General features: G+C 42.7%; 12 protein-coding genes, 1 tRNA gene and 2 pseudogenes. 5 read left to right on the top strand and 10 right to left on the bottom strand.

Annotation, left to right across the window (positions count from 1 at the left end):
• Nucleotides 1-38: 38 nt before the first annotated feature.
• Complete coding sequence (locus tag HMPREF1125_RS12070; RefSeq protein ID WP_000660809.1) at nucleotides 39-746, bottom strand: CPBP family intramembrane glutamic endopeptidase; 708 nt, start codon at nucleotides 744-746, stop codon at nucleotides 39-41.
• Between the two features lie 52 nt (nucleotides 747-798).
• Nucleotides 799-2217 carry an NCS2 family permease gene (locus tag HMPREF1125_RS12065; RefSeq protein WP_000359305.1) on the bottom strand — a complete coding sequence of 473 codons (1419 nt, stop codon included), beginning with the start codon at nucleotides 2215-2217 and terminating at the stop codon, nucleotides 799-801.
• 187 nt (nucleotides 2218-2404) lie between these two features.
• On the opposite strand from HMPREF1125_RS12065, the gene HMPREF1125_RS12060 reads away from it, so the two are divergent.
• From HMPREF1125_RS12060 to HMPREF1125_RS12045, 4 genes are all read left to right on the top strand, one after another.
• The gene (locus HMPREF1125_RS12060; RefSeq protein ID WP_000162331.1) at nucleotides 2405-3217 is read left to right on the top strand and encodes a Cof-type HAD-IIB family hydrolase; all 813 of its coding nucleotides are present in this window, start codon (nucleotides 2405-2407) and stop codon (nucleotides 3215-3217) included.
• Between the two features lie 280 nt (nucleotides 3218-3497).
• Complete coding sequence (locus HMPREF1125_RS12055; protein ID WP_000021989.1) at nucleotides 3498-4487, top strand: PTS sugar transporter subunit IIB; 990 nt, start codon at nucleotides 3498-3500, stop codon at nucleotides 4485-4487.
• A 74-nt stretch (nucleotides 4488-4561) separates the two neighbouring features.
• Nucleotides 4562-5374 carry a PTS mannose/fructose/sorbose transporter subunit IIC gene (locus HMPREF1125_RS12050; RefSeq protein WP_001280325.1) on the top strand — a complete coding sequence of 271 codons (813 nt, stop codon included), beginning with the start codon at nucleotides 4562-4564 and terminating at the stop codon, nucleotides 5372-5374.
• Nucleotides 5375-5388: 14 nt separating this feature from the next.
• The gene (locus tag HMPREF1125_RS12045) at nucleotides 5389-6300 is read left to right on the top strand and encodes a PTS system mannose/fructose/sorbose family transporter subunit IID (protein WP_000818320.1); all 912 of its coding nucleotides are present in this window, start codon (nucleotides 5389-5391) and stop codon (nucleotides 6298-6300) included.
• A gap of 62 nt (nucleotides 6301-6362) precedes the next feature.
• On the opposite strand, the gene HMPREF1125_RS12040 is transcribed toward HMPREF1125_RS12045, so the two are convergent.
• From HMPREF1125_RS12040 to HMPREF1125_RS12005, 7 genes and pseudogenes are all read right to left on the bottom strand, one after another.
• A complete protein-coding gene (locus HMPREF1125_RS12040) occupies nucleotides 6363-8591 on the bottom strand; it encodes an HAD-IC family P-type ATPase (protein ID WP_000876382.1) in 2229 nt (742 codons plus the stop codon).
• 169 nt (nucleotides 8592-8760) lie between these two features.
• Nucleotides 8761-10094, bottom strand: a pseudogene (pepC, locus tag HMPREF1125_RS12035) (aminopeptidase C).
• A gap of 109 nt (nucleotides 10095-10203) precedes the next feature.
• Complete coding sequence (locus tag HMPREF1125_RS12025) at nucleotides 10204-10926, bottom strand: pseudouridine synthase (protein WP_002883442.1); 723 nt, start codon at nucleotides 10924-10926, stop codon at nucleotides 10204-10206.
• Between the two features lie 73 nt (nucleotides 10927-10999).
• Nucleotides 11000-11230 carry a GlsB/YeaQ/YmgE family stress response membrane protein gene (locus HMPREF1125_RS12020; protein ID WP_000580440.1) on the bottom strand — a complete coding sequence of 77 codons (231 nt, stop codon included), beginning with the start codon at nucleotides 11228-11230 and terminating at the stop codon, nucleotides 11000-11002.
• Nucleotides 11231-11239: 9 nt separating this feature from the next.
• On the bottom strand, nucleotides 11240-12481 hold the full coding sequence (locus tag HMPREF1125_RS12015; RefSeq protein WP_000243949.1) for an aminopeptidase: 1242 nt from the start codon (nucleotides 12479-12481) through the stop codon (nucleotides 11240-11242).
• A 15-nt stretch (nucleotides 12482-12496) separates the two neighbouring features.
• Complete coding sequence (locus HMPREF1125_RS12010; protein ID WP_000776620.1) at nucleotides 12497-12649, bottom strand: hypothetical protein; 153 nt, start codon at nucleotides 12647-12649, stop codon at nucleotides 12497-12499.
• Nucleotides 12650-12672: 23 nt separating this feature from the next.
• Nucleotides 12673-17064, bottom strand: coding sequence for a PolC-type DNA polymerase III (locus HMPREF1125_RS12005; RefSeq protein ID WP_000095431.1), 4392 nt, complete (start codon nucleotides 17062-17064; stop codon nucleotides 12673-12675).
• Nucleotides 17065-17282: 218 nt separating this feature from the next.
• On the opposite strand from HMPREF1125_RS12005, the pseudogene HMPREF1125_RS12000 reads away from it, so the two are divergent.
• Nucleotides 17283-17771: pseudogene (locus HMPREF1125_RS12000) on the top strand (ISL3 family transposase); the annotation flags it as partial.
• Between the two features lie 166 nt (nucleotides 17772-17937).
• Here HMPREF1125_RS12000 and HMPREF1125_RS11995 read toward each other — a convergent pair.
• Nucleotides 17938-18011, bottom strand: a tRNA-Pro gene (locus HMPREF1125_RS11995).
• Nucleotides 18012-18030 lie beyond the last annotated feature (19 nt).

The following is an 18030-nucleotide window of genomic DNA, read 5'->3' as shown; positions in this document are numbered from 1 at the left end:
ACACGCTAGTATTCATCTTTTCCAAGTAGGTCAATGGCTTAGAATGATAGACCTAGATTTCTACTAATCAATACCAATAAGGCCAACAAACAAAATGCAATACCATTGAGAATCATATGAAGCAAAATGGACATCTCCAAACGCTCAGTCTTATAGGCTGTCCAAGTCAAAACCGTTGACATTCCTCCATAAATAATCACAGAAGGTAGATTGGTTGGCATATGGAGCAAGGCAAAGACGATTGCACCAACAACAAAGCCAAGTTTTTCTTTTCCACGGAAGATCTTTTGGGGAATAATCCCACGACACAAAATTTCCTCACAAATCGGAGCAACCAATACAATCAAGAAGAAGGTAGAAATCAAGGAACTATTCTGAACCAAACCATTCAGTATTGATTGGTTACTGGTTGTTGTTTCATTCATCATGCGAAGCAAAGCTGAGCCCAACAAATTAGTAGCAAAGATTACTAGATAACTCAATACCAAGCGAGCTAGGTCCTTAGCTTTAAAAAAGGATAGATTAAAGGTAGCAAGCTTTGTTTTCCGCGCACCAATGATAAATACCACCAAAACGACAATAGACAAGGCACCAACTAAGAGTCCTGATTGCAAAAGCGGAAATTGTCTAGAAGTCAACCAAGCGGATAACCCTAAAGGAAATTGTGATAGGACAAAAGCTGCTAAAAGGATGAGGATCCACTTCCCTCTGTCCCAAACCTCTCGCCAGATCGTCTTTTCTTTCATGATATACCTCCTTATAGTAAAAGGGGGAACCCCCCTCTTACTATTATATCATTTAAAGCGCCATACTGATATAGTTAAGGATAAACAAGGCATCCAAAATCCAAATCATCGCGTGCACATCCTTGGCTTGACCTTTGACAACTTTTGTTAACGTATAAGTCAAGAAACCAACTGCAATCCCTTGTGTGATAGAGTAGCTGAATCCCATGAAGATAGACGTAAAGAAGGCAGGGACAGCTTCAGCCATATCATCCCAATGGATGTTTTTCAAGCTACCGAGCATCATAATCCCAACGATAATCAAAATTGGAGCCGTCGCAGCTGATGGAACAATTGCCAAAAGTGGACTAAAGAAACTTGAAATTGCAAAACAAACCGCAACCACCAAGGCTGTCAAACCAGTACGTCCACCCGCACCGATACCCGCTGCAGACTCAACATAGGTTGTCACGTTTGAAGTACCTGCGATGGCACCAATTGAAGTACCAATCAAATCAGAGTAAAGAGCCTTATCCAACTTATCTGATTGGTGATTTTCACCATTTGTCGCTACGATACCGACTTTTTCACCTGTACCAATCAAGGTACCAATTGTGTCAAAAATATCTGTCAACGAGAAGGCCAGAATAGCCATAAGTGTTTCCGGTAGACGAGCAGTGTCTGAGATTAAAGCACCCAATCCTTGTGAGCCAAGTGCTGCACCAAAGATTGTCTTCAAATCTTCAAAGGCTGCACCTACATGGTTATTAGAAAAATCAATGCTTGATACATCAACCAAACCAACAGCGATAGCAAGAACTGTCGTTGTTAAGATAGAAAGAATGATTCCTCCCTTGATGCCCTTAATAACAAAGAAAATCGTAATAGCCAAACCTGCAATAGCTACTAAAACAGCCGGATTATTAAAGCTAACCAGACCTGGAACTGCTGAAGAGTTTGCTGTAATGGCTGCTTGGGCCTTATCAGCACCCTCACCAGCAACTGTATAACTTCCTGGATCAATAGAGAATTTCAAAAGACCAGCATTCTTAATCCCTACATAGGCAAGGAAGACACCGATACCTGCTGAAATAGCCGAACGAAGCGCATTGGGAATGGATTCAATAATCATTTTACGAACATTTGTTAAGGTAATGATTAGCGAAATAATCCCACAGATAAAGACCATAGCCAAGGCCTCTTGCCATGAATAACCAAGCCCAAATACGACTGTAAAGGTAAAGAAGGCATTGAGTCCCATACCTGGTGCTTGAGCGTATGGCAGGTTCGCATAGAAGGCCATCATCAGGGTACCAGCTACTGCACCAATAATCGTTGCTAGGAAGACACCTTGAGCAGGCATCCCTGTCTGCGCAAGCATTTGTGGGTTTACAAAGAGAATGTAACTCATTGCAAAGAAAGTTGTTAAACCAGCGAGAACCTCCGTACGAACGTCCGTCCCGTTCTCTTTTAGTTTAAATAGTTTGTCCATCTTTAATCTCCTTTTATTTTTTACGAACAATATTAGTATTATATCATTTATCATTCACCTTTTCAATATGTTTGTTTGATTTATTTAATAAATCAAAGCAACTGAGTTTTTTGTTCTTGTCTGCTTTTCTTCTTTCTTTTTGATATAATAGTAGACATCTTATCTGGAAACGACTAGGAAGGTTTATATGACTAAAAAAATTATCGCAGTCGATTTGGACGGAACCTTGCTTAATGGTGAAAGCAAGCTCTCCGATTTTACCAAAGAGACAATCAAAAAAATTTCAGAAAAAGGACACCATGTCATCATCACGACGGGGCGCCCGTATCGCATGGCAAAAGACTTCTACCGCGAACTAGAGCTACATACTCCTATGATTAACTTTAATGGTTCCCTCACCCATCTACCAGGACAGGCTTGGGAGCACGAAAGATGCTTAACCTTGGACAAAAAATATCTCCTAGATATGGTCAAACGTAAAGAGGATATTCAGGCCGACTTTATTGCAGGAGAATACCGTAAGAAATTTTACATTACAGCTCCGAATGAAGAAATTGCGGACCCTAAACTATTTGGCGTAGAGAACTTCCAACCGAAAAATCAATTCAAACCCGAACGAGTAACCAAGAATCCTAACTGCATTCTCTTGCAAACAAGGGTTGAGGACAAATACGCTCTAGCGGACGAGATGAATCGTTTTTATCAGCATCAACTAGCTATCAATACCTGGGGTGGCCCTCTCAACATCCTCGAATGTACACCCAAGGGGGTAAACAAAGCCTTTGCTCTAGAGTACTTGCTCAATGTGATGAATCGTGATAAAAAAGACTTAATCGCCTTTGGTGATGAGCATAATGATACGGAAATGTTGGCATTTGCAGGCAAGGGATATGCTATGAAAAACGCCAATCCTGCTCTCCTTCCATATGCAGACGAGCAACTTCCTCTGACCAACGAAGAAGACGGGGTAGCCCACGCTTTACAAACTTTATTCCTATAAAAGGGAGGATTGCTATCCTGCAATCTTTCCTTTTGTTTTCATTCTGTTTTCATAAAAGTCACTCATTTTCAGTATTTTTATATTAAATTTTCTATTGCTATTTTCATATATTTTTTAAAATTATTTATATATTAACATTTTGTAAGCCTATTTTCATTGAAAACTTTTACAATTTTCGAAAAAGTAGTTGATTTTTATATGAAAACGATTTATACTAGGTACGTCTGAGGTTTTTTAGGAAACCTATAAGTCAAACATTTTAAAAGGAGGAATGACAATAATGAGTATCGGAATCATTATTGCGAGCCACGGCGAATTTGCTGCGGGTATTCATCAGTCAGGATCTATGATCTTTGGTGAACAAGAAAAGGTTCAAGTTGTAACCTTTATGCCAAATGAAGGTCCAGATGATCTTTACGCTAAATTCAACAACGCTGTGGCTGCATTTGACGCAGAAGATGAGGTTCTAGTATTGGCTGACCTTTGGAGTGGATCTCCATTCAACCAAGCTAGCCGCGTGATGGGAGAAAATCCTGAGCGTAAGTTTGCCATCATCACAGGGCTTAACTTGCCGATGTTGATCCAAGCCTACACTGAGCGCCTTATGGATGCTACTGCAGGTGTGGATAAAGTCGCTGCGAATATCATTAAAGAAGCCAAAGATGGCATCAAGGCTCTTCCAGAAGAGCTTAACCCAGTTGAGGAAGGGGCTAGTGCTGCGGCTGCTCCAGTTGCCCAAGCTGCTATTCCAGAAGGAACTGTTATCGGAGACGGTAAATTGAAAATCAATCTTGCCCGTCTTGACACACGTCTTCTTCACGGACAAGTCGCAACTGCTTGGACACCAGATTCAAAAGCAGACCGTATCATCGTTGCTTCAGATAACGTTGCAAACGACGAATTGCGTAAAGAATTGATCAAGCAAGCAGCTCCTAACGGAGTAAAAGCCAACGTTGTACCAATCAAAAAATTGATTGAGGTTGCAAAAGATCCTCGTTTTGGTAACACACATGCTCTTATCTTGTTTGAAACACCTCAAGATGCCCTTCGTGCCATCGAAGGTGGCGTGCCAATCAAGACCCTTAACGTTGGTTCTATGGCCCACTCAACAGGTAAAACAATGATCAATAACGTCTTGTCTATGGACAAAGATGATGTTGCAACATTTGAAAAAATGCGTGACCTCGGTGTTGAATTTGATGTACGTAAAGTACCAAACGACACGAAAAAAGATTTGTTTGACTTGATTAAAAAAGCAAACGTTCAATAATTTTAATCTGTTTTATCATTTTTGAAAACAGGATTAAATACTTTATTAAAACTAAATAGAAAAGGAATAAAACCATGTCAGATATTTCAATCATTTCTGCTATCTTGGTTGTAGTTGTTGCCTTCCTTGCAGGTCTTGAAGGTATCCTCGACCAATTCCAATTCCATCAACCAATCGTCGCATGTACCCTTATCGGACTTGTAACAGGTAACCTCGAAGCAGGTGTTATGCTTGGTGGATCTCTTCAAATGATCGCCCTTGGTTGGGCTAACATCGGAGCTGCCGTAGCTCCTGACGCTGCTCTTGCATCTGTTGCCGCAGCGATCATCTTGATCAAAGGTGGTAACTTTACTACTGAAGGTATCGCCGTCGCAACAGCCACAGCTATCCCTCTTGCCGTAGCTGGACTTTTCTTGACAATGATTGTTCGTACAATCTCAGTTGCCTTGGTTCACTCAGCTGACGCAGCTGCAAAAGAAGGAAACATTGCGGCTGTTGAACGCGCTCACTACTTCGCCCTTGTTCTTCAAGGTCTTCGTATCGCTATCCCTGCAGCCTTCCTTATCGCTATCCCTGCTTCTGCTGTTCAAGACGCTCTTGGCCTAATGCCAGAATGGTTGAATGGTGGTATGGCTGTCGGTGGTGCTATGGTCGTTGCCGTTGGTTACGCTATGGTTATCAACATGATGGCAACTCGTGAAGTATGGCCATTCTTCGCTATCGGTTTTGCTCTTGCAGCAATCTCTCAATTGACTTTGATTGCCCTTGGTGTCATCGGTGTTGCTCTTGCCTTCATCTACCTTAACCTTTCAAAACAAGGTGGAAACGGTGGCGGCGGAGCTGCGACTTCTAACGACCCAATCGGTGATATCCTAGAAGACTACTAGAAAGGGGAACAATCATGGCTGAAAAAATTCAATTATCAAAATCAGATCGTCAAAAAGTTTGGTGGCGTTCACAATTCCTTCAAGGTTCTTGGAACTACGAGCGTATGCAAAACTTGGGTTGGGCTTACTCACTAATCCCAGCTATCAAAAAATTGTACACTAAAAAAGAAGACCAAGCGGCTGCTCTTGAGCGTCACCTTGAGTTCTTCAACACTCACCCATACGTAGCTGCTCCAATCATGGGGGTTACTCTTGCACTTGAAGAAGAGCGTGCTAACGGTGTTGAAATCGACGACGCGGCTATCCAAGGGGTTAAAATCGGTATGATGGGACCTCTTGCTGGTATCGGTGACCCAGTATTCTGGTTTACAGTTCGTCCTATCCTTGGAGCTCTTGGTGCATCACTTGCTGCATCTGGTAATATTGTTGGTCCTCTTCTCTTCTTCTTTGGATGGAATGCTATCCGTATGGCCTTCCTATGGTATACACAAGAGTTCGGTTACAAAGCTGGATCTGAAATCACTAAAGACATGTCTGGTGGTATCTTGAAAGATATCACTAAAGGAGCATCTATCCTTGGTATGTTCATCCTTGCTGTTCTTGTACAACGTTGGGTATCTATCAACTTTACTGTGAACCTTCCAGGTAAACAATTGGCTGAAGGTGCTTACATCAACTTCCCAGAAGGGCCTGTAACAGGTGGAGAATTGAAGGGAATTCTTGGTCAGGCTCTTAGTGGTTTGAGCTTGGATAGCGTTCAACCACAAACACTTCAAGGTCAGTTGAACTCATTGATTCCAGGATTGATGGGACTTCTCCTTACTTTCCTCTGCATGTGGTTGCTTAAGAAAAAAGTATCACCAATCGCAATCATCCTTGCTCTCTTTGCAGTAGGTATTGCAGCTCGTTTCCTCGGTATCATGTAATCCAAGCCATCGAGAATATAGATAAAAAAGAATCAGGATCAAATCCTGATTCTTTTTGTGTATCAACTTTTTCTTCTAGTCAGATAATGCAGGCTCCCAATCACCACTGCTAGGATGGCTACATAGAGTACTTGAGTGGTTTCTAGAGGCACAAAAGCTCCTCGCAGGATAAAGGTATTGGCAAGCAATCCAACAAGGGCTGCAAGGCTCAAAAACGTGAGCAAGACTAGTTTATATCGATTAAAGGGAATGCTGACCTTGGCAACTAGACACAGACCATTGATCAAAGCAAGGAGGAAGCAAATAAATTTGACCTGACCTGGGACAGTGATAAAGAAGTTCGTCAGGAGAACACTAGCAACCAGAATGCCACCACCAATCGCAGCATTGGTCAAAATATCTCGCATAAAATGTGTGCTAACCTTTTCTTTATTGGACTCAAAAGTTAGGAAGAAGGATGGAATCCCAATCGTAATGGCTGAAATGATTGTAAACTGAATAGGGATAAAGGCAAATTCCAAACCAAATATCACACTCAAAATGGCAAACACGATGGAGAAGAAGGTCTTTGTTAGAAAGAGAGATGCTACCTTTTGGATGTTATTGATGACCCGGCGTCCTTCCATCAAGATATCATAAAATACTGCAAAGTCATCTGTGAGAAAAACAATATTGGAGACGCTTTTGGCTGCGCTGGTAGCACTATTCATCGCAAAACTGATATCTGCTTTCTTGAGAGCCAGAACATCATTGACTCCGTCACCGCTCATGGCAACTGTTTTACCAGCCTTTTGCAAAATAGTCACCATCTTTTCTTTCTGTTCAGGTGTCACCCGACCAAAGATATCGTGTTCCAAGACCACTCTTTCAAAGTCCTCATCACTCACCTTGGTCATATCAATCGCACGGGCTGATTCTTTAAATCCTGCCTTACGAGCGACCCCATATACAGCCACATGATTATCCCCACTGATAATCTTCACTTCAACACCTTGTGACTCGAAATAGTCAAAGGTTTCCTTGGTATTTTCCTTGATCTCATCTGACAGAACGACGTGGCCTAGTAATTTCATATTGGCTGGGCTTGTGATCTGGTCCTTGCTATAAGCAAGCGATAAGATTCGAAAACCTTGCTGTTTTAGATTTTCATAGTAGGCATCCATTGGTTGACTAAATCCTAGAAATTCATAGGCTCCGAAAAAGTAAGTCCCTCCATTTTTAACTTGGACAAAGGAATACTTGTTTTTGCTTGAAAAGGCACCAACTTCTTGAACTTCCCACTTTTTCTCACACGTTAAGTAAGTCTTCAGAGCTCGCGAAGTCGCATTTTCATCCTCGAAATAGGCTAGATAAGAAGACAGTTTCTCTACCAGCTTCGCATCCATTTCTTGGACTTTCATATTACCAGTCGTGATGGTACCTGTCTTATCAAAACAAAGAACATCTACTCGCGCCAAGGTCTCTACACAATATAGCTCCTGCACCAGAACCTTCTTTTTGGCCAGCTTCATGGCAGCTACGGCTAGGGATACGCTGACTAAGAGAATCAAGCCCTCTGGAATCATACCAACCAAGGCACCAGAGCTTCCCAAAACAATCTCAGCATAAGTCCGCCCTAGACTAAAACCTCTGACATAGAGCAGAATGGCAACTGGCACCAGCAAGATAGAGACGATTTTTAAAATCTTATCCATGTAATCGCGCAGTTGAGAAGTGTATTTTTTGAATTCCTTGCTGGATTTTGCCAGTTTGTTGATATAACTATCAGGACCGACCTCCATCGCAGTGACCAGGCAGGATCCGCTAACGACATTGCTTCCGCTCATCAGCTGGTCACCAACTGTTTTAAAGACCGAATCACTTTCACCCGTCAGCAAGGACTCATCAACTTCAATATTCCCTTCAAGCACTTCTGCATCTACAGGCACCTGATCACCCAGATTGAGATGCAGATACTCCCCCAAAACGATGTCCTCTGGATCAATCTCGATTGTTTGACCATCTCGGTTGACTCTGTACTTACTTTTACCAAGTAAACTAAGCTTTTCTAAGGCATTCTTTGAGCGCACTTCTTGGAAGATACCGATGGCTGTATTGATAGCAATCACACCTAAAAAGAGCATATTCTCAAATCGCAAGGTTGTGGCTACCAGAACTGCCAGAGCCAAGTTCATAGCATTAAAAAAGGTAAAGATATTTGAAAAAATGATTTCCTTGGTTGTTTTATAGGGTTTAATGTCACTGATATTTCGTTGACGATCCTTGATGTCTTGACTGCTTAAATACTTCATTTCTACTCCGATATCCTTTTGTACTACTATAGTAACACATATCTTTTCCTCTGTCACTTAAAGACTCAAAATAAGAAGAATTCCCTTGGCAAGCATTATCTATCACTACTTTAAGAAGCACTTAAAAACAAAAGAGGCTAGGATTCCCCTAACCTTTTTTCTTTATGCTTTATTCTGCCAAGGCTCCCATTGGATCCCATGGTGCGAGTACGATTGGTTCTGCTTCATATGCGGCTTGTTCTTCTGCTGTCAGCAATTCCTTACGGACAACAATTTGGTAAGTGTATTCATCCATCCAAGCGTCTGAGGCAACAAAGTAACCATCTGTACCGACCTTGTCTCCCCATGAGTTTTCAACCTTCCACTTGGTTGACTTACCATTTTCGTCCAAGTCCACACCTGTCAAGACCATGGCGTGGGTCATCAAGCTTTCACTATATTCCAAACGTCCAGCTTTATCTTGAGTGAGTTGAATGTCCATGCTTGACTCAAAGTCATAAACATCTGTCGCAAGGATTCCAGCTTTACGATTGCTGAGCTGACCGACATCTGAACCAAACCAAACAGTCTCACCTGTTTGCATTTGGGCAATCGCCAATTCTTTCAAGCGCTTCATTGGAACATTGATGTAGCGAACTGCACGGCTACCAACGACATTCCCCAACATCTCAACTGTATAAGATTTGCCGTAAGGCTTGTCAGCAGTTGGAGCATTGATAACAGAAACGTAGTCTTCTAGAGGAAGGTCAACATATTCTTGTAAAATTCTTGTGGTGTGATTCCTTTTTCACTTTGATAATTGTCATCCTTATCGCGATAAGCAAAGTCAAATTTACGTGGTGGAAGTCCTAGTGACATAGCAAGGAAGTTAAAGATTTCTTGCAAGAGGTCTTCTTTCTTAGCTTGAACAGTCGCTTGGTCTGCACCAGAAGCGAGCAAGTCACGCAAGATTTGAGCATCTTGGCGAAGCAATTTGTTGAGAATAGCATTTAGCTCACGGCTGCTGCTAGATGAAACAGACTCAGGATAAACAGACTTAGGAACGACACCATATTTCTCAAAGAGGGCAACGACCATATCCCACTGACCACCGTCTTGTTGAGGTGTTTGGAGTAGGAAGCTAACCTTGCGGCTAGTCAATTCTTGGTCTGCAGTCACAATGACTTGTTCCAAAAACCAGTTTGATTTCTCATACTTGTCCCAGAAGAAGGTGTGGGCTTGTGACAATTCAAAGTTTTCAAGTTTGTATTGAGAGATGAGTTTGTGACGGAAGGTGTTAAGGGCTGCAAACATCCAGCAACGACCAGATGCTTTCTGGTTGGTCACCTTGTCCTTAGTCAAATCAAGCGAGAAAACAGGTGTATTGTCTACATGGCTTTGACGACGTTCTAGAGCTGCAAAAATTCCGTTGTGGCTTGCAGCATTTTCAATCGCTTGGTATTTGATATTTGCTTCATAGTTAGCAAATAGTTTATCAGTAAATGATTCTTGAATCGCGTTCATAGATTCCTCCTTTTATTCTACTGTCTATTATAACTCTTTTCACAAAGGAAGCAACTGAAAACATAAAAAGGCAAGGACATTCTCCTCGCCTTTTCTAAAATAAATCAAATTAAACAATACTCGCAAGGAGAACCTCTAACTCCTCCTTGGTCAGACGACGCCATTCTCCTCGTTCTAAATTCTCGTCCAAAGCTAAAGTTCCCATCGTCAAACGTTGTAGGTCCACTACTTCCTTGCCACAGTAGGATACCATACGCTTGACCTGATGGAACTTCCCTTCTGCAATGGTTACACGAACCAAACTTTGATTCTTTTCTGTATCTGTAGAAACAAGCTCCAGTCTAGCAGGCTGGCAGGTAAAGTCTTTGAGAGAAATGCCCTTGGCAAATGTATCCACATCTTCTTGGCTCATGATGCCCTCGACTTGAGCCAAATAGGTCTTATCCACATGACGTTTGGGTGAAAGAAGGGCATGAGCCAGTTGACCATCATTAGTCAAAAGCAAAAGACCATGGGTATCAATATCCAAGCGCCCCACTGGAAAGACTTCCTTGGCGCGAGCATAGTCATCTAACAAGTCTAAAACAGTTCTATGCTTGGGATCTTCAGTCGCCGAAATGACTCCTTGGGGCTTGTTCATCATGTAGTAAACAAACTCCTCGTACTCCAGCACTTGACCGTCAAAGCGAATCTCATCTCTTTCTTCATTGATCTGCAGTTTAGCTGATTTTTCTTTCTTGCCATTGACCGTCACGCGTCCAGCCTTGAGCAAGTTTTTGACCTCTGTCCGACTTCCCACAGCGCAGGCAACTAAAAATTTATCTAATCTCATAAAACTATTATATCATACTCAAAAGGAGGCTAGCCCAAGTGACCAACCTCCTTTCCTTTTCAGAGTCGGAAAGCTAACTTCCTCTGTCCCAGAAGATAGCTAAGACAATCATGGCACCGAGAACTGCTGGAATAATGGCTGTACCGTTTAGGCTTGGCCCCCAAGAACCAAAGAGTAATTGTCCTAGAAAGGCACCAATCCAACCGAGGAACATCTTCCCAAAGCATCCCATACGTTCTCCACGATTGGTGATAGCTCCAGCTAATAGTCCGATTAAAAGGCCGACAAACATGCTTCCAATCATAGCTTCTCCTTAATTTGCCCAGTCTCCATTACGGAAGAGGGGTACGCGTGTTCCATCCTCACGGATACCATCGATATCCATTTGACTAGAACCAATCATAAAGTCCACGTGAACATCTGAACGGTTAAGCCCTGCAGCTTCAAGCTCTTCTTCGCTCATCTCTGCTCCACCGACGACGCTAGTCGCATAGGCTGCGCCGATAGCCAAGTGGTTTGAAGCATTCTCATCAAAAAGGGTGTTAAAGAAGGTAATGCCTGACTGAGAAATTGGACTTGGATCTGGTACCAAGGCACATTCACCCAAGGCACGCGCACCCGCATTTTCAAAGACAAGGTCTTTCATGACCTGATCACCCTTCTCAGCAGTGATATCCACGATTTGACCATTTTCAAAGGTCACTTTAATCCCTTCGATGATATTTCCATTGTAGCTAAGCGGTTTTGTAGAGGTTACACAACCATCTGCACGACGGAAGTCAGGCGCCGTAAAGACTTCTTCTGTTGGCATATTTGGTAAGAACCCTTCTCCCTGTGCATTGATAGCACCAGCTGATTCCCAAACGTGGTTCTTAGGCAAACCAAGTGTCAAATCTGTCCCTGGCGCTGTGTAGTGAAGGGCTGAGAATTGCTCTTTATTGAGCATTTCCGCCTTGCTCTTAAGGATGGCTGCATGTTCTTCCCAAGCCTTAACAGGATTGGCTTCGTAGACACGGCAAGTTTTGAAGATTTGGTCCCAAAGGAGATCAACTGCTTCTTCATCGCTCGTAGCATTTGGAAAGACTTTCTTAGCCCACTCAAGTCCAGCAGCGGCCGCCACTGTCCAGCTAACCTTGTTGGATTGAGTTGCGATACGCATTGGCTTCATGGCAAGTCCCATAGCTTTAGCAGAAGCTGAAAGCTTGTCAGCGTCCACTCCGTTCAAGGCACCTGGATCAGACGAACGGACACCAAGACGGCTAGCCTTGTTTTCCAAGAGATAGTTCATCTCAGCAATCTTGTATTCTGGCACATTGTCTAGACGCTCCATCGGCGCGTGGAGGAATTTCTCGCGATTGATTACATCATCTGTCCACTGAACGATGACCTCATGCGCACCCAAGGCATAGGCTTCCTTCACGATCAGATGAGCCAACTCGCGTTGCTCCACATCAATAGAAAGAGCCAAGGTGTGACCAGGTTGCACGTTAATTCCGTTCGCAACCAATAATTTCGCATATTTTTCTAGATTTTCTTTAAAATTTGGTAAAACCATTCTATTCTTCCTTTTCTATTTTTCTTTTAAAGCAGAAAACAATCCTGCTAAAGCAATGGCACCCGACAGAAGCACTGTCGATAGGATAATTGTTTCATCTGCCAGCTCTAGCTGATAGTCAAAAACCTTTTCAGCTGGTTTGTCTTCCGCAAAGATTCTAAGTTTCATAAAGATGTTCTCCGTTCTAATTCTTAAAACAAATCATCAAACAAACTCAACTGGTTGTCCTCTGGCATATTGCCGAGAATCCCCATTTCATCCATCTTCTCAACCAAGGTTGATGAGAGCCCACCGCGTTTGCGTAGTTCTGTCTTAGAGAGGAACTCACCCTCTTCACGCGCTCGCACCAACTGCTTAGCAACGTTCTCCCCCAGACCATCCATTGCTACAAATGGCGGAATGAGGGTATCCCCATCGATGAGGAACTCTGTCGCCTGACTACGGTAGAGATCGAGTTTGCCAAACTTGAAACCACGTTCCCACATTTCATTGACAATTTCAAGAGTTGTATAGAGGTCAATCTCCACATTAGAGGCTTCATTGTTCTTCCGTTTTTCAGCGATTTCTGCCATTCTGCGTTTGATGGCATCCAAACCCGCTCCCATAGTCTTGATATCAAAAGCCTTGGCACGGATTGAGAAATAAGCACAGTAGTAATAAATGGGATGGTGAACCTTGAAGTAGGCCACACGCAAGGCCATCATAACGTAGGCTGCCGCGTGAGCTTTAGGGAACATATATTTGATTTTCCCACAGGACTCTATATACCACTCTGGCACCTTATTGGCCTTCATAGCCTCGATATAGCCATTTCGCTCCTCTTCGGAAATCTTTAGCCACATGCCTTTACGCACCCGTTCCATGATAGTAAAGGCCATCTTAGGTTCGAGACCTGCATGCATGAGGTAAACCATGATATCGTCCCGACAACCGATAACAGTTGATAGGTCCGCAATTCCTTTCTTGATCAGATCCTGGGCATTTCCCAACCACACATCGGTACCGTGGGACAGACCAGACAGCTGAAGCAACTCCGCAAAGGTTGTAGGATGCGTCTCATCTACCATCCCACGTACAAAGTTGGTGCCAAACTCTGGAATTCCCAGCATACCCGTCGGAGTTCCAATTTGCTCAGGCGTCACCCCTAAAACTTCCGTTCCAGAAAAGAGAGCCATAACGCTTTCATCATCCATGGGAATTTCATTAGGGTCAATACCAGACAAGTCCTGCAATTTCCGAATCATGGTCGGATCATCATGCCCCAGTACATCAAGTTTGAGGACATTCTCATCGATATCGTGGAAGTTAAAGTGAGTCGTCTGCCATTCAGCCGTCACGTCATCTGCTGGATACTGAACAGGCGTAAAATCGTAGACATCCATGTAGTTAGGAATAACAACAATTCCCCCCGGGTGTTGTCCTGTAGTCCGCTTGACACCAGCTGCACCTTGAGCGAGGCGTTCCACCTCTGCATCACGATAGAACTTGCCATAATCCCGCTCGTAGCCCTTTACAAAGCCATAGGCAGTCTTGGCAGCCACCGTACCAACCGTTCCTGCACGGAAAGCATACTCCTCACCAAAAATATCACGCACATCCAAGTGGGCGCTAGGCTGGTCTTCTCCTGAGAAGTTCAAGTCAATATCGGGAACCTTATCTCCATCAAAACCAAGGAAGGTTTCAAACGGAATATCCTGCCCATTTTTGCTGAGTTTATGGCCACACTTTGGACAATCCTTATTGGGCATATCAAATCCTGAACCATAAGAACCATCCGTGATAAACTCGCTGTACTGACACTGACCACAGACATAGTGAGGAGAGAGAGGATTAACCTCCGTAATCCCAATCATAGTCGCAACAAAACTGGAGCCAACAGACCCACGAGAACCAACCAAGTAGCCCCTTTCATTAGAACGTTGTACCAGCATCTGGGAAGCCAGATAAATCACGGCAAATCCATTACCCAGAATAGAGGTTAATTCTTTTTCAATCCGCAAATCAACGATATCTGGCAACGGATTTCCATAAATCTCAAAAGCTTTCTTGTAGGTCAGCTCAGCAACCGTTTCTTCCGCCTTGTCAATGAAAGGCGTGTACAGGTCACTCTTAACCACCTCAACAGGCTCAAAGGTTTCTGCCAAGGCATTGGTGTTTTCAATAACCAGTTTACGAGCCAGTTCCTCGCCCAAAAAGGCAAATTCATCCAACATCTCATTGGTTGTTCGAAAATGAGCCTTTGGCAGAGGAGCCGGTTGGGCATGTTCACCGTGACCAATGGTTCGGTTAATCATAGCCCCCTGTCCCAAACTACGGACGATAATTTCACGGTAAATCTCTTCTTCCGGTTCGATATAATGGACATTTCCCGTAGCCAAAACGGGCTTGCCAAGACGGTCCCCGACCTCTATCAGACTCTTGATAATAGTTTGGAGTTCCTCCATATCCTTAACCTGCTCTTTAGCAATCAAGGGAGCGTAGATAGCTGGTGGCATAACCTCGATAAAGTCATAATACTTGGCCACCTCAACCGCCGCATCCACACCTTGGGAAACGACTGCATCAAAAACTTCACCTTCTGAGCAAGCTGTTCCTAAAATCAAGCCCTCCCGATGAGCATCTAGAACCGTTCTCGGAATCCGTGGTACCCCTTCAAAGTACTTGGTATTGGACAACGAAACCAACTTAAAGATATTTTTTAGACCTACTTGATTCTTGACATAGATGGTCGCATGCTTGATCCGAGCTTTTTTATAAGAGTCTGGACTAATCAAATCAATATTCAGTCTAGCCAGATCAGTCACACCATGTTTTTCTGCTACATCCTTGATAAAGATAAAGAGCAAACGACCAGTAGCTTCCGCATCGTAGTTGGCCATGTGGTGGTGGTCCAGTGCTACACCAAAACGCTTGGTCAAAGGTCCCAAACCATGACGTTTATACTCAGGATAGAGGTTTCTAGCAAACTCGAGCGTATCAATAACTGGCTGGCTAATCTTAGGCAGACCATGACGCTCATAGTTAGCATTCATAAAGCCAACGTCAAAGGTTGCATTGTGGGCAACTAGAACCGTATCCTTGCAAAATTCTTGGAATTCTTGCAAAACTTGTTCCAGTGGTTTGGCATTTTTGACATGGTCATCTGTAATACCAGTCAACTCGGTAGTAAAGGCTGACAAGGGATATCCAGGATTGATAAATTCATCAAATTCAGCAATAACATTTCCCTTGTACATCTTAGAAGCCGCAACCTGAATTAAGTCATTATAGATGGCTGAAAGTCCCGTCGTTTCCACGTCAAAAACCACGTAGGTTGCTTCTGACAAGTCCATCTCCGCTTCGTTGTAAACGATAGGAACACGGTCTTCAACGATATTGGCTTCCATTCCATAGATCAGCTGAATTCCAGCTTTCTTAGCTGCCTTGTAGCCGTGTGGGAAGGACTGAACGTTTCCATGGTCCGTGATGGCAACCGCCTTGTGTCCCCACTTTGCAGCTGTCGCAATGATTTCCTCTACTTCTGGCAGAGCATCCATGGTCGACATATTAGTATGAGCATGAAACTCAACCCGACGCTCACCTTCTGGCATCAAATCCTTCCGCTCATAGTGAACAACTTCCTGCACATCCTGCACGTTCATTGTCAAATCTCGTGTAAAGTTATTCATCTCTACATTCCCACGAACACGAAGCCAGGAATTTTTCTTAATGATGTCAAACTTCTGAGCCTCTTCTTCATTCTTAACCCATTTTTGCATTGAAAAACTTGAAGTGTAGTCCGTCATTTTAAAGTTAATCAAAACGCGACCAGTTCTGGTCACCTTATGCTCCACATCAAAAACGACCCCTTCAAAGACCAAACGATTTTCCTCAGTCGTCACATCAATCATCTGAGTAACTTCAGCCTTATCCAATTTTGGTTTTGCCGCAGCCTTTTTAGCCTGGAAATCAAAGGCCGGCTTCTCTTCTACTGGAGGAGGAGTCATCTGTTCCAGTTGTTCCATAGCACGCAAAGCTTCTTCATTAGCAGCCTGAACGATTTGTTCATTCTCCGTATGGAAGGCTTCCTCCTGCTCCTGCGTAAGGGCATCATTCTTTTCGATTTGGCAGACAAAAGCTGGAAAACCAAACTTTTCAAGTTGCTTTGTTAAATTAGGAAGATGATTTTTCTTAAAGTGTTCCTTATCAATCACCTCTGAACCTTCAATAAAGAGTCGATTTCCCTCTGCACGAACTTGTAAATTCTGATAAAGAGACTTAAACCCTTGGCTAGCACATGGACCTTCAGAAAAAGCCTCCTTATAGTAGGCCTGCAAGAGTTCATTTGAAAATTCTTGAGAGAGAGCTTTGATTTCGAAAACAGCTTGATTCCCTGTCTTAGAAAATTCTTCACGAAGCCCTTTCTTTAATTCTAGAAAGATTTCAATCGGTAAAATATTAGAAAATACAAAATGAAATTCCCAAATCTTACTAATCTTATGAACCACAACACGCTCAATACTTGCATTAACAAGAGCAGGATCCTGTCTCAATTGATCAGAGACTCCTATTTGATTCATTAAAATTTCAAACTTACTTGACATCCAATTTCCTCACATTATTCTCTTACTATTTTACCATAATTAAAGAAAATATATAGTCACTACCATTCCTTAAACCCTGCTAGTTTTCCTAAATTCGGCTCTATAATATTTGTAGTGGGTAAATCCCCTATAGATATTATGGAGCCTATTTTGTTGTAGAAAAAAGTCCCATATGATCTATAATGAAAAGCGACCAAATCATCATTAGAAAGAATCATATGGAACCATTACATTTTATCACAAGACTACTCGATATCAAAGACTCTAATATCCAAATTATGGATGTTGTTAATAGAGATACACACAAGGAAATCATCGCTAAACTGGACTACGACGCCCCATCTTGTCCTGATTGCGAAAATCAAATGAAGAAATATGACTTCCAAAAAACTTCCAAAATTCCTTACCTTGAAACAACTGGTATGCCTACTAGAATTCTCCTTAGAAAGCGACGTTTTAAGTGTTATCAGTGTTCGAAAATAGCGGTCGCCGAAACCTCTCTCGTCAAGAAAAATCACCAAATCGCGACCATCGTCAACCAGAAAATCACTCAAAAATTAATCGAGAAAGTCCTTATGACAGCTATTGCAGAAAGTCTATCTGTCTCTACTTCGACAGTCATTCGTAAATTGAAAGAATTCAAATTCAAGACAGATTCATCTTTTCTTCCAACCCACATGTCTTGGGATGAATACAGCTTCAAGAAATGATTTTCATAACTCCGAACATCAAAAAAGAAAGGACGAAATTCGTCCTTTCTAGATCTTAGCTGACTTCAACCCACTACAGTTGACAAAGAGCCACAAAAAAGAAGATTCTCAGAATCTCCTTAACACATATAAAAAAGATACCCTTAAGTATCCTCGTAATCGATCGGGAAGACAGGATTCGAACCTGCGACACCTTGGTCCCAAACCAAGTACTCTACCAAGCTGAGCTACTTCCCGCGTTAAATAAAAAAATGCA

The sequence above is a fragment of the Streptococcus oralis SK304 genome, assembly GCF_000287715.1.
In the GTDB taxonomy this organism is placed as follows: Bacteria; Bacillota; Bacilli; order Lactobacillales; family Streptococcaceae; genus Streptococcus; species Streptococcus oralis_Y.
This window is presented reverse-complemented; position numbering and strand designations above follow the sequence as displayed.

What these genes read in the sequence shown, in the direction of transcription:
- HMPREF1125_RS12070 (WP_000660809.1), bottom strand. Translation starts at nt 746, where the DNA reads ATGAAAGAAAAGACGATCTGGCGAGAGGTTTGGGACAGAGGGAAGTGG.
- HMPREF1125_RS12065 (WP_000359305.1), bottom strand. Translation starts at nt 2,217, where the DNA reads ATGGACAAACTATTTAAACTAAAAGAGAACGGGACGGACGTTCGTACG.
- HMPREF1125_RS12060 (WP_000162331.1), top strand. Translation starts at nt 2,405, where the DNA reads ATGACTAAAAAAATTATCGCAGTCGATTTGGACGGAACCTTGCTTAAT.
- HMPREF1125_RS12055 (WP_000021989.1), top strand. Translation starts at nt 3,498, where the DNA reads ATGAGTATCGGAATCATTATTGCGAGCCACGGCGAATTTGCTGCGGGT.
- HMPREF1125_RS12050 (WP_001280325.1), top strand. Translation starts at nt 4,562, where the DNA reads ATGTCAGATATTTCAATCATTTCTGCTATCTTGGTTGTAGTTGTTGCC.
- HMPREF1125_RS12045 (WP_000818320.1), top strand. Translation starts at nt 5,389, where the DNA reads ATGGCTGAAAAAATTCAATTATCAAAATCAGATCGTCAAAAAGTTTGG.
- HMPREF1125_RS12040 (WP_000876382.1), bottom strand. Translation starts at nt 8,591, where the DNA reads ATGAAGTATTTAAGCAGTCAAGACATCAAGGATCGTCAACGAAATATC.
- HMPREF1125_RS12025 (WP_002883442.1), bottom strand. Translation starts at nt 10,926, where the DNA reads ATGAGATTAGATAAATTTTTAGTTGCCTGCGCTGTGGGAAGTCGGACA.
- HMPREF1125_RS12020 (WP_000580440.1), bottom strand. Translation starts at nt 11,230, where the DNA reads ATGATTGGAAGCATGTTTGTCGGCCTTTTAATCGGACTATTAGCTGGA.
- HMPREF1125_RS12015 (WP_000243949.1), bottom strand. Translation starts at nt 12,481, where the DNA reads ATGGTTTTACCAAATTTTAAAGAAAATCTAGAAAAATATGCGAAATTA.
- HMPREF1125_RS12010 (WP_000776620.1), bottom strand. Translation starts at nt 12,649, where the DNA reads ATGAAACTTAGAATCTTTGCGGAAGACAAACCAGCTGAAAAGGTTTTT.
- HMPREF1125_RS12005 (WP_000095431.1), bottom strand. Translation starts at nt 17,064, where the DNA reads ATGTCAAGTAAGTTTGAAATTTTAATGAATCAAATAGGAGTCTCTGAT.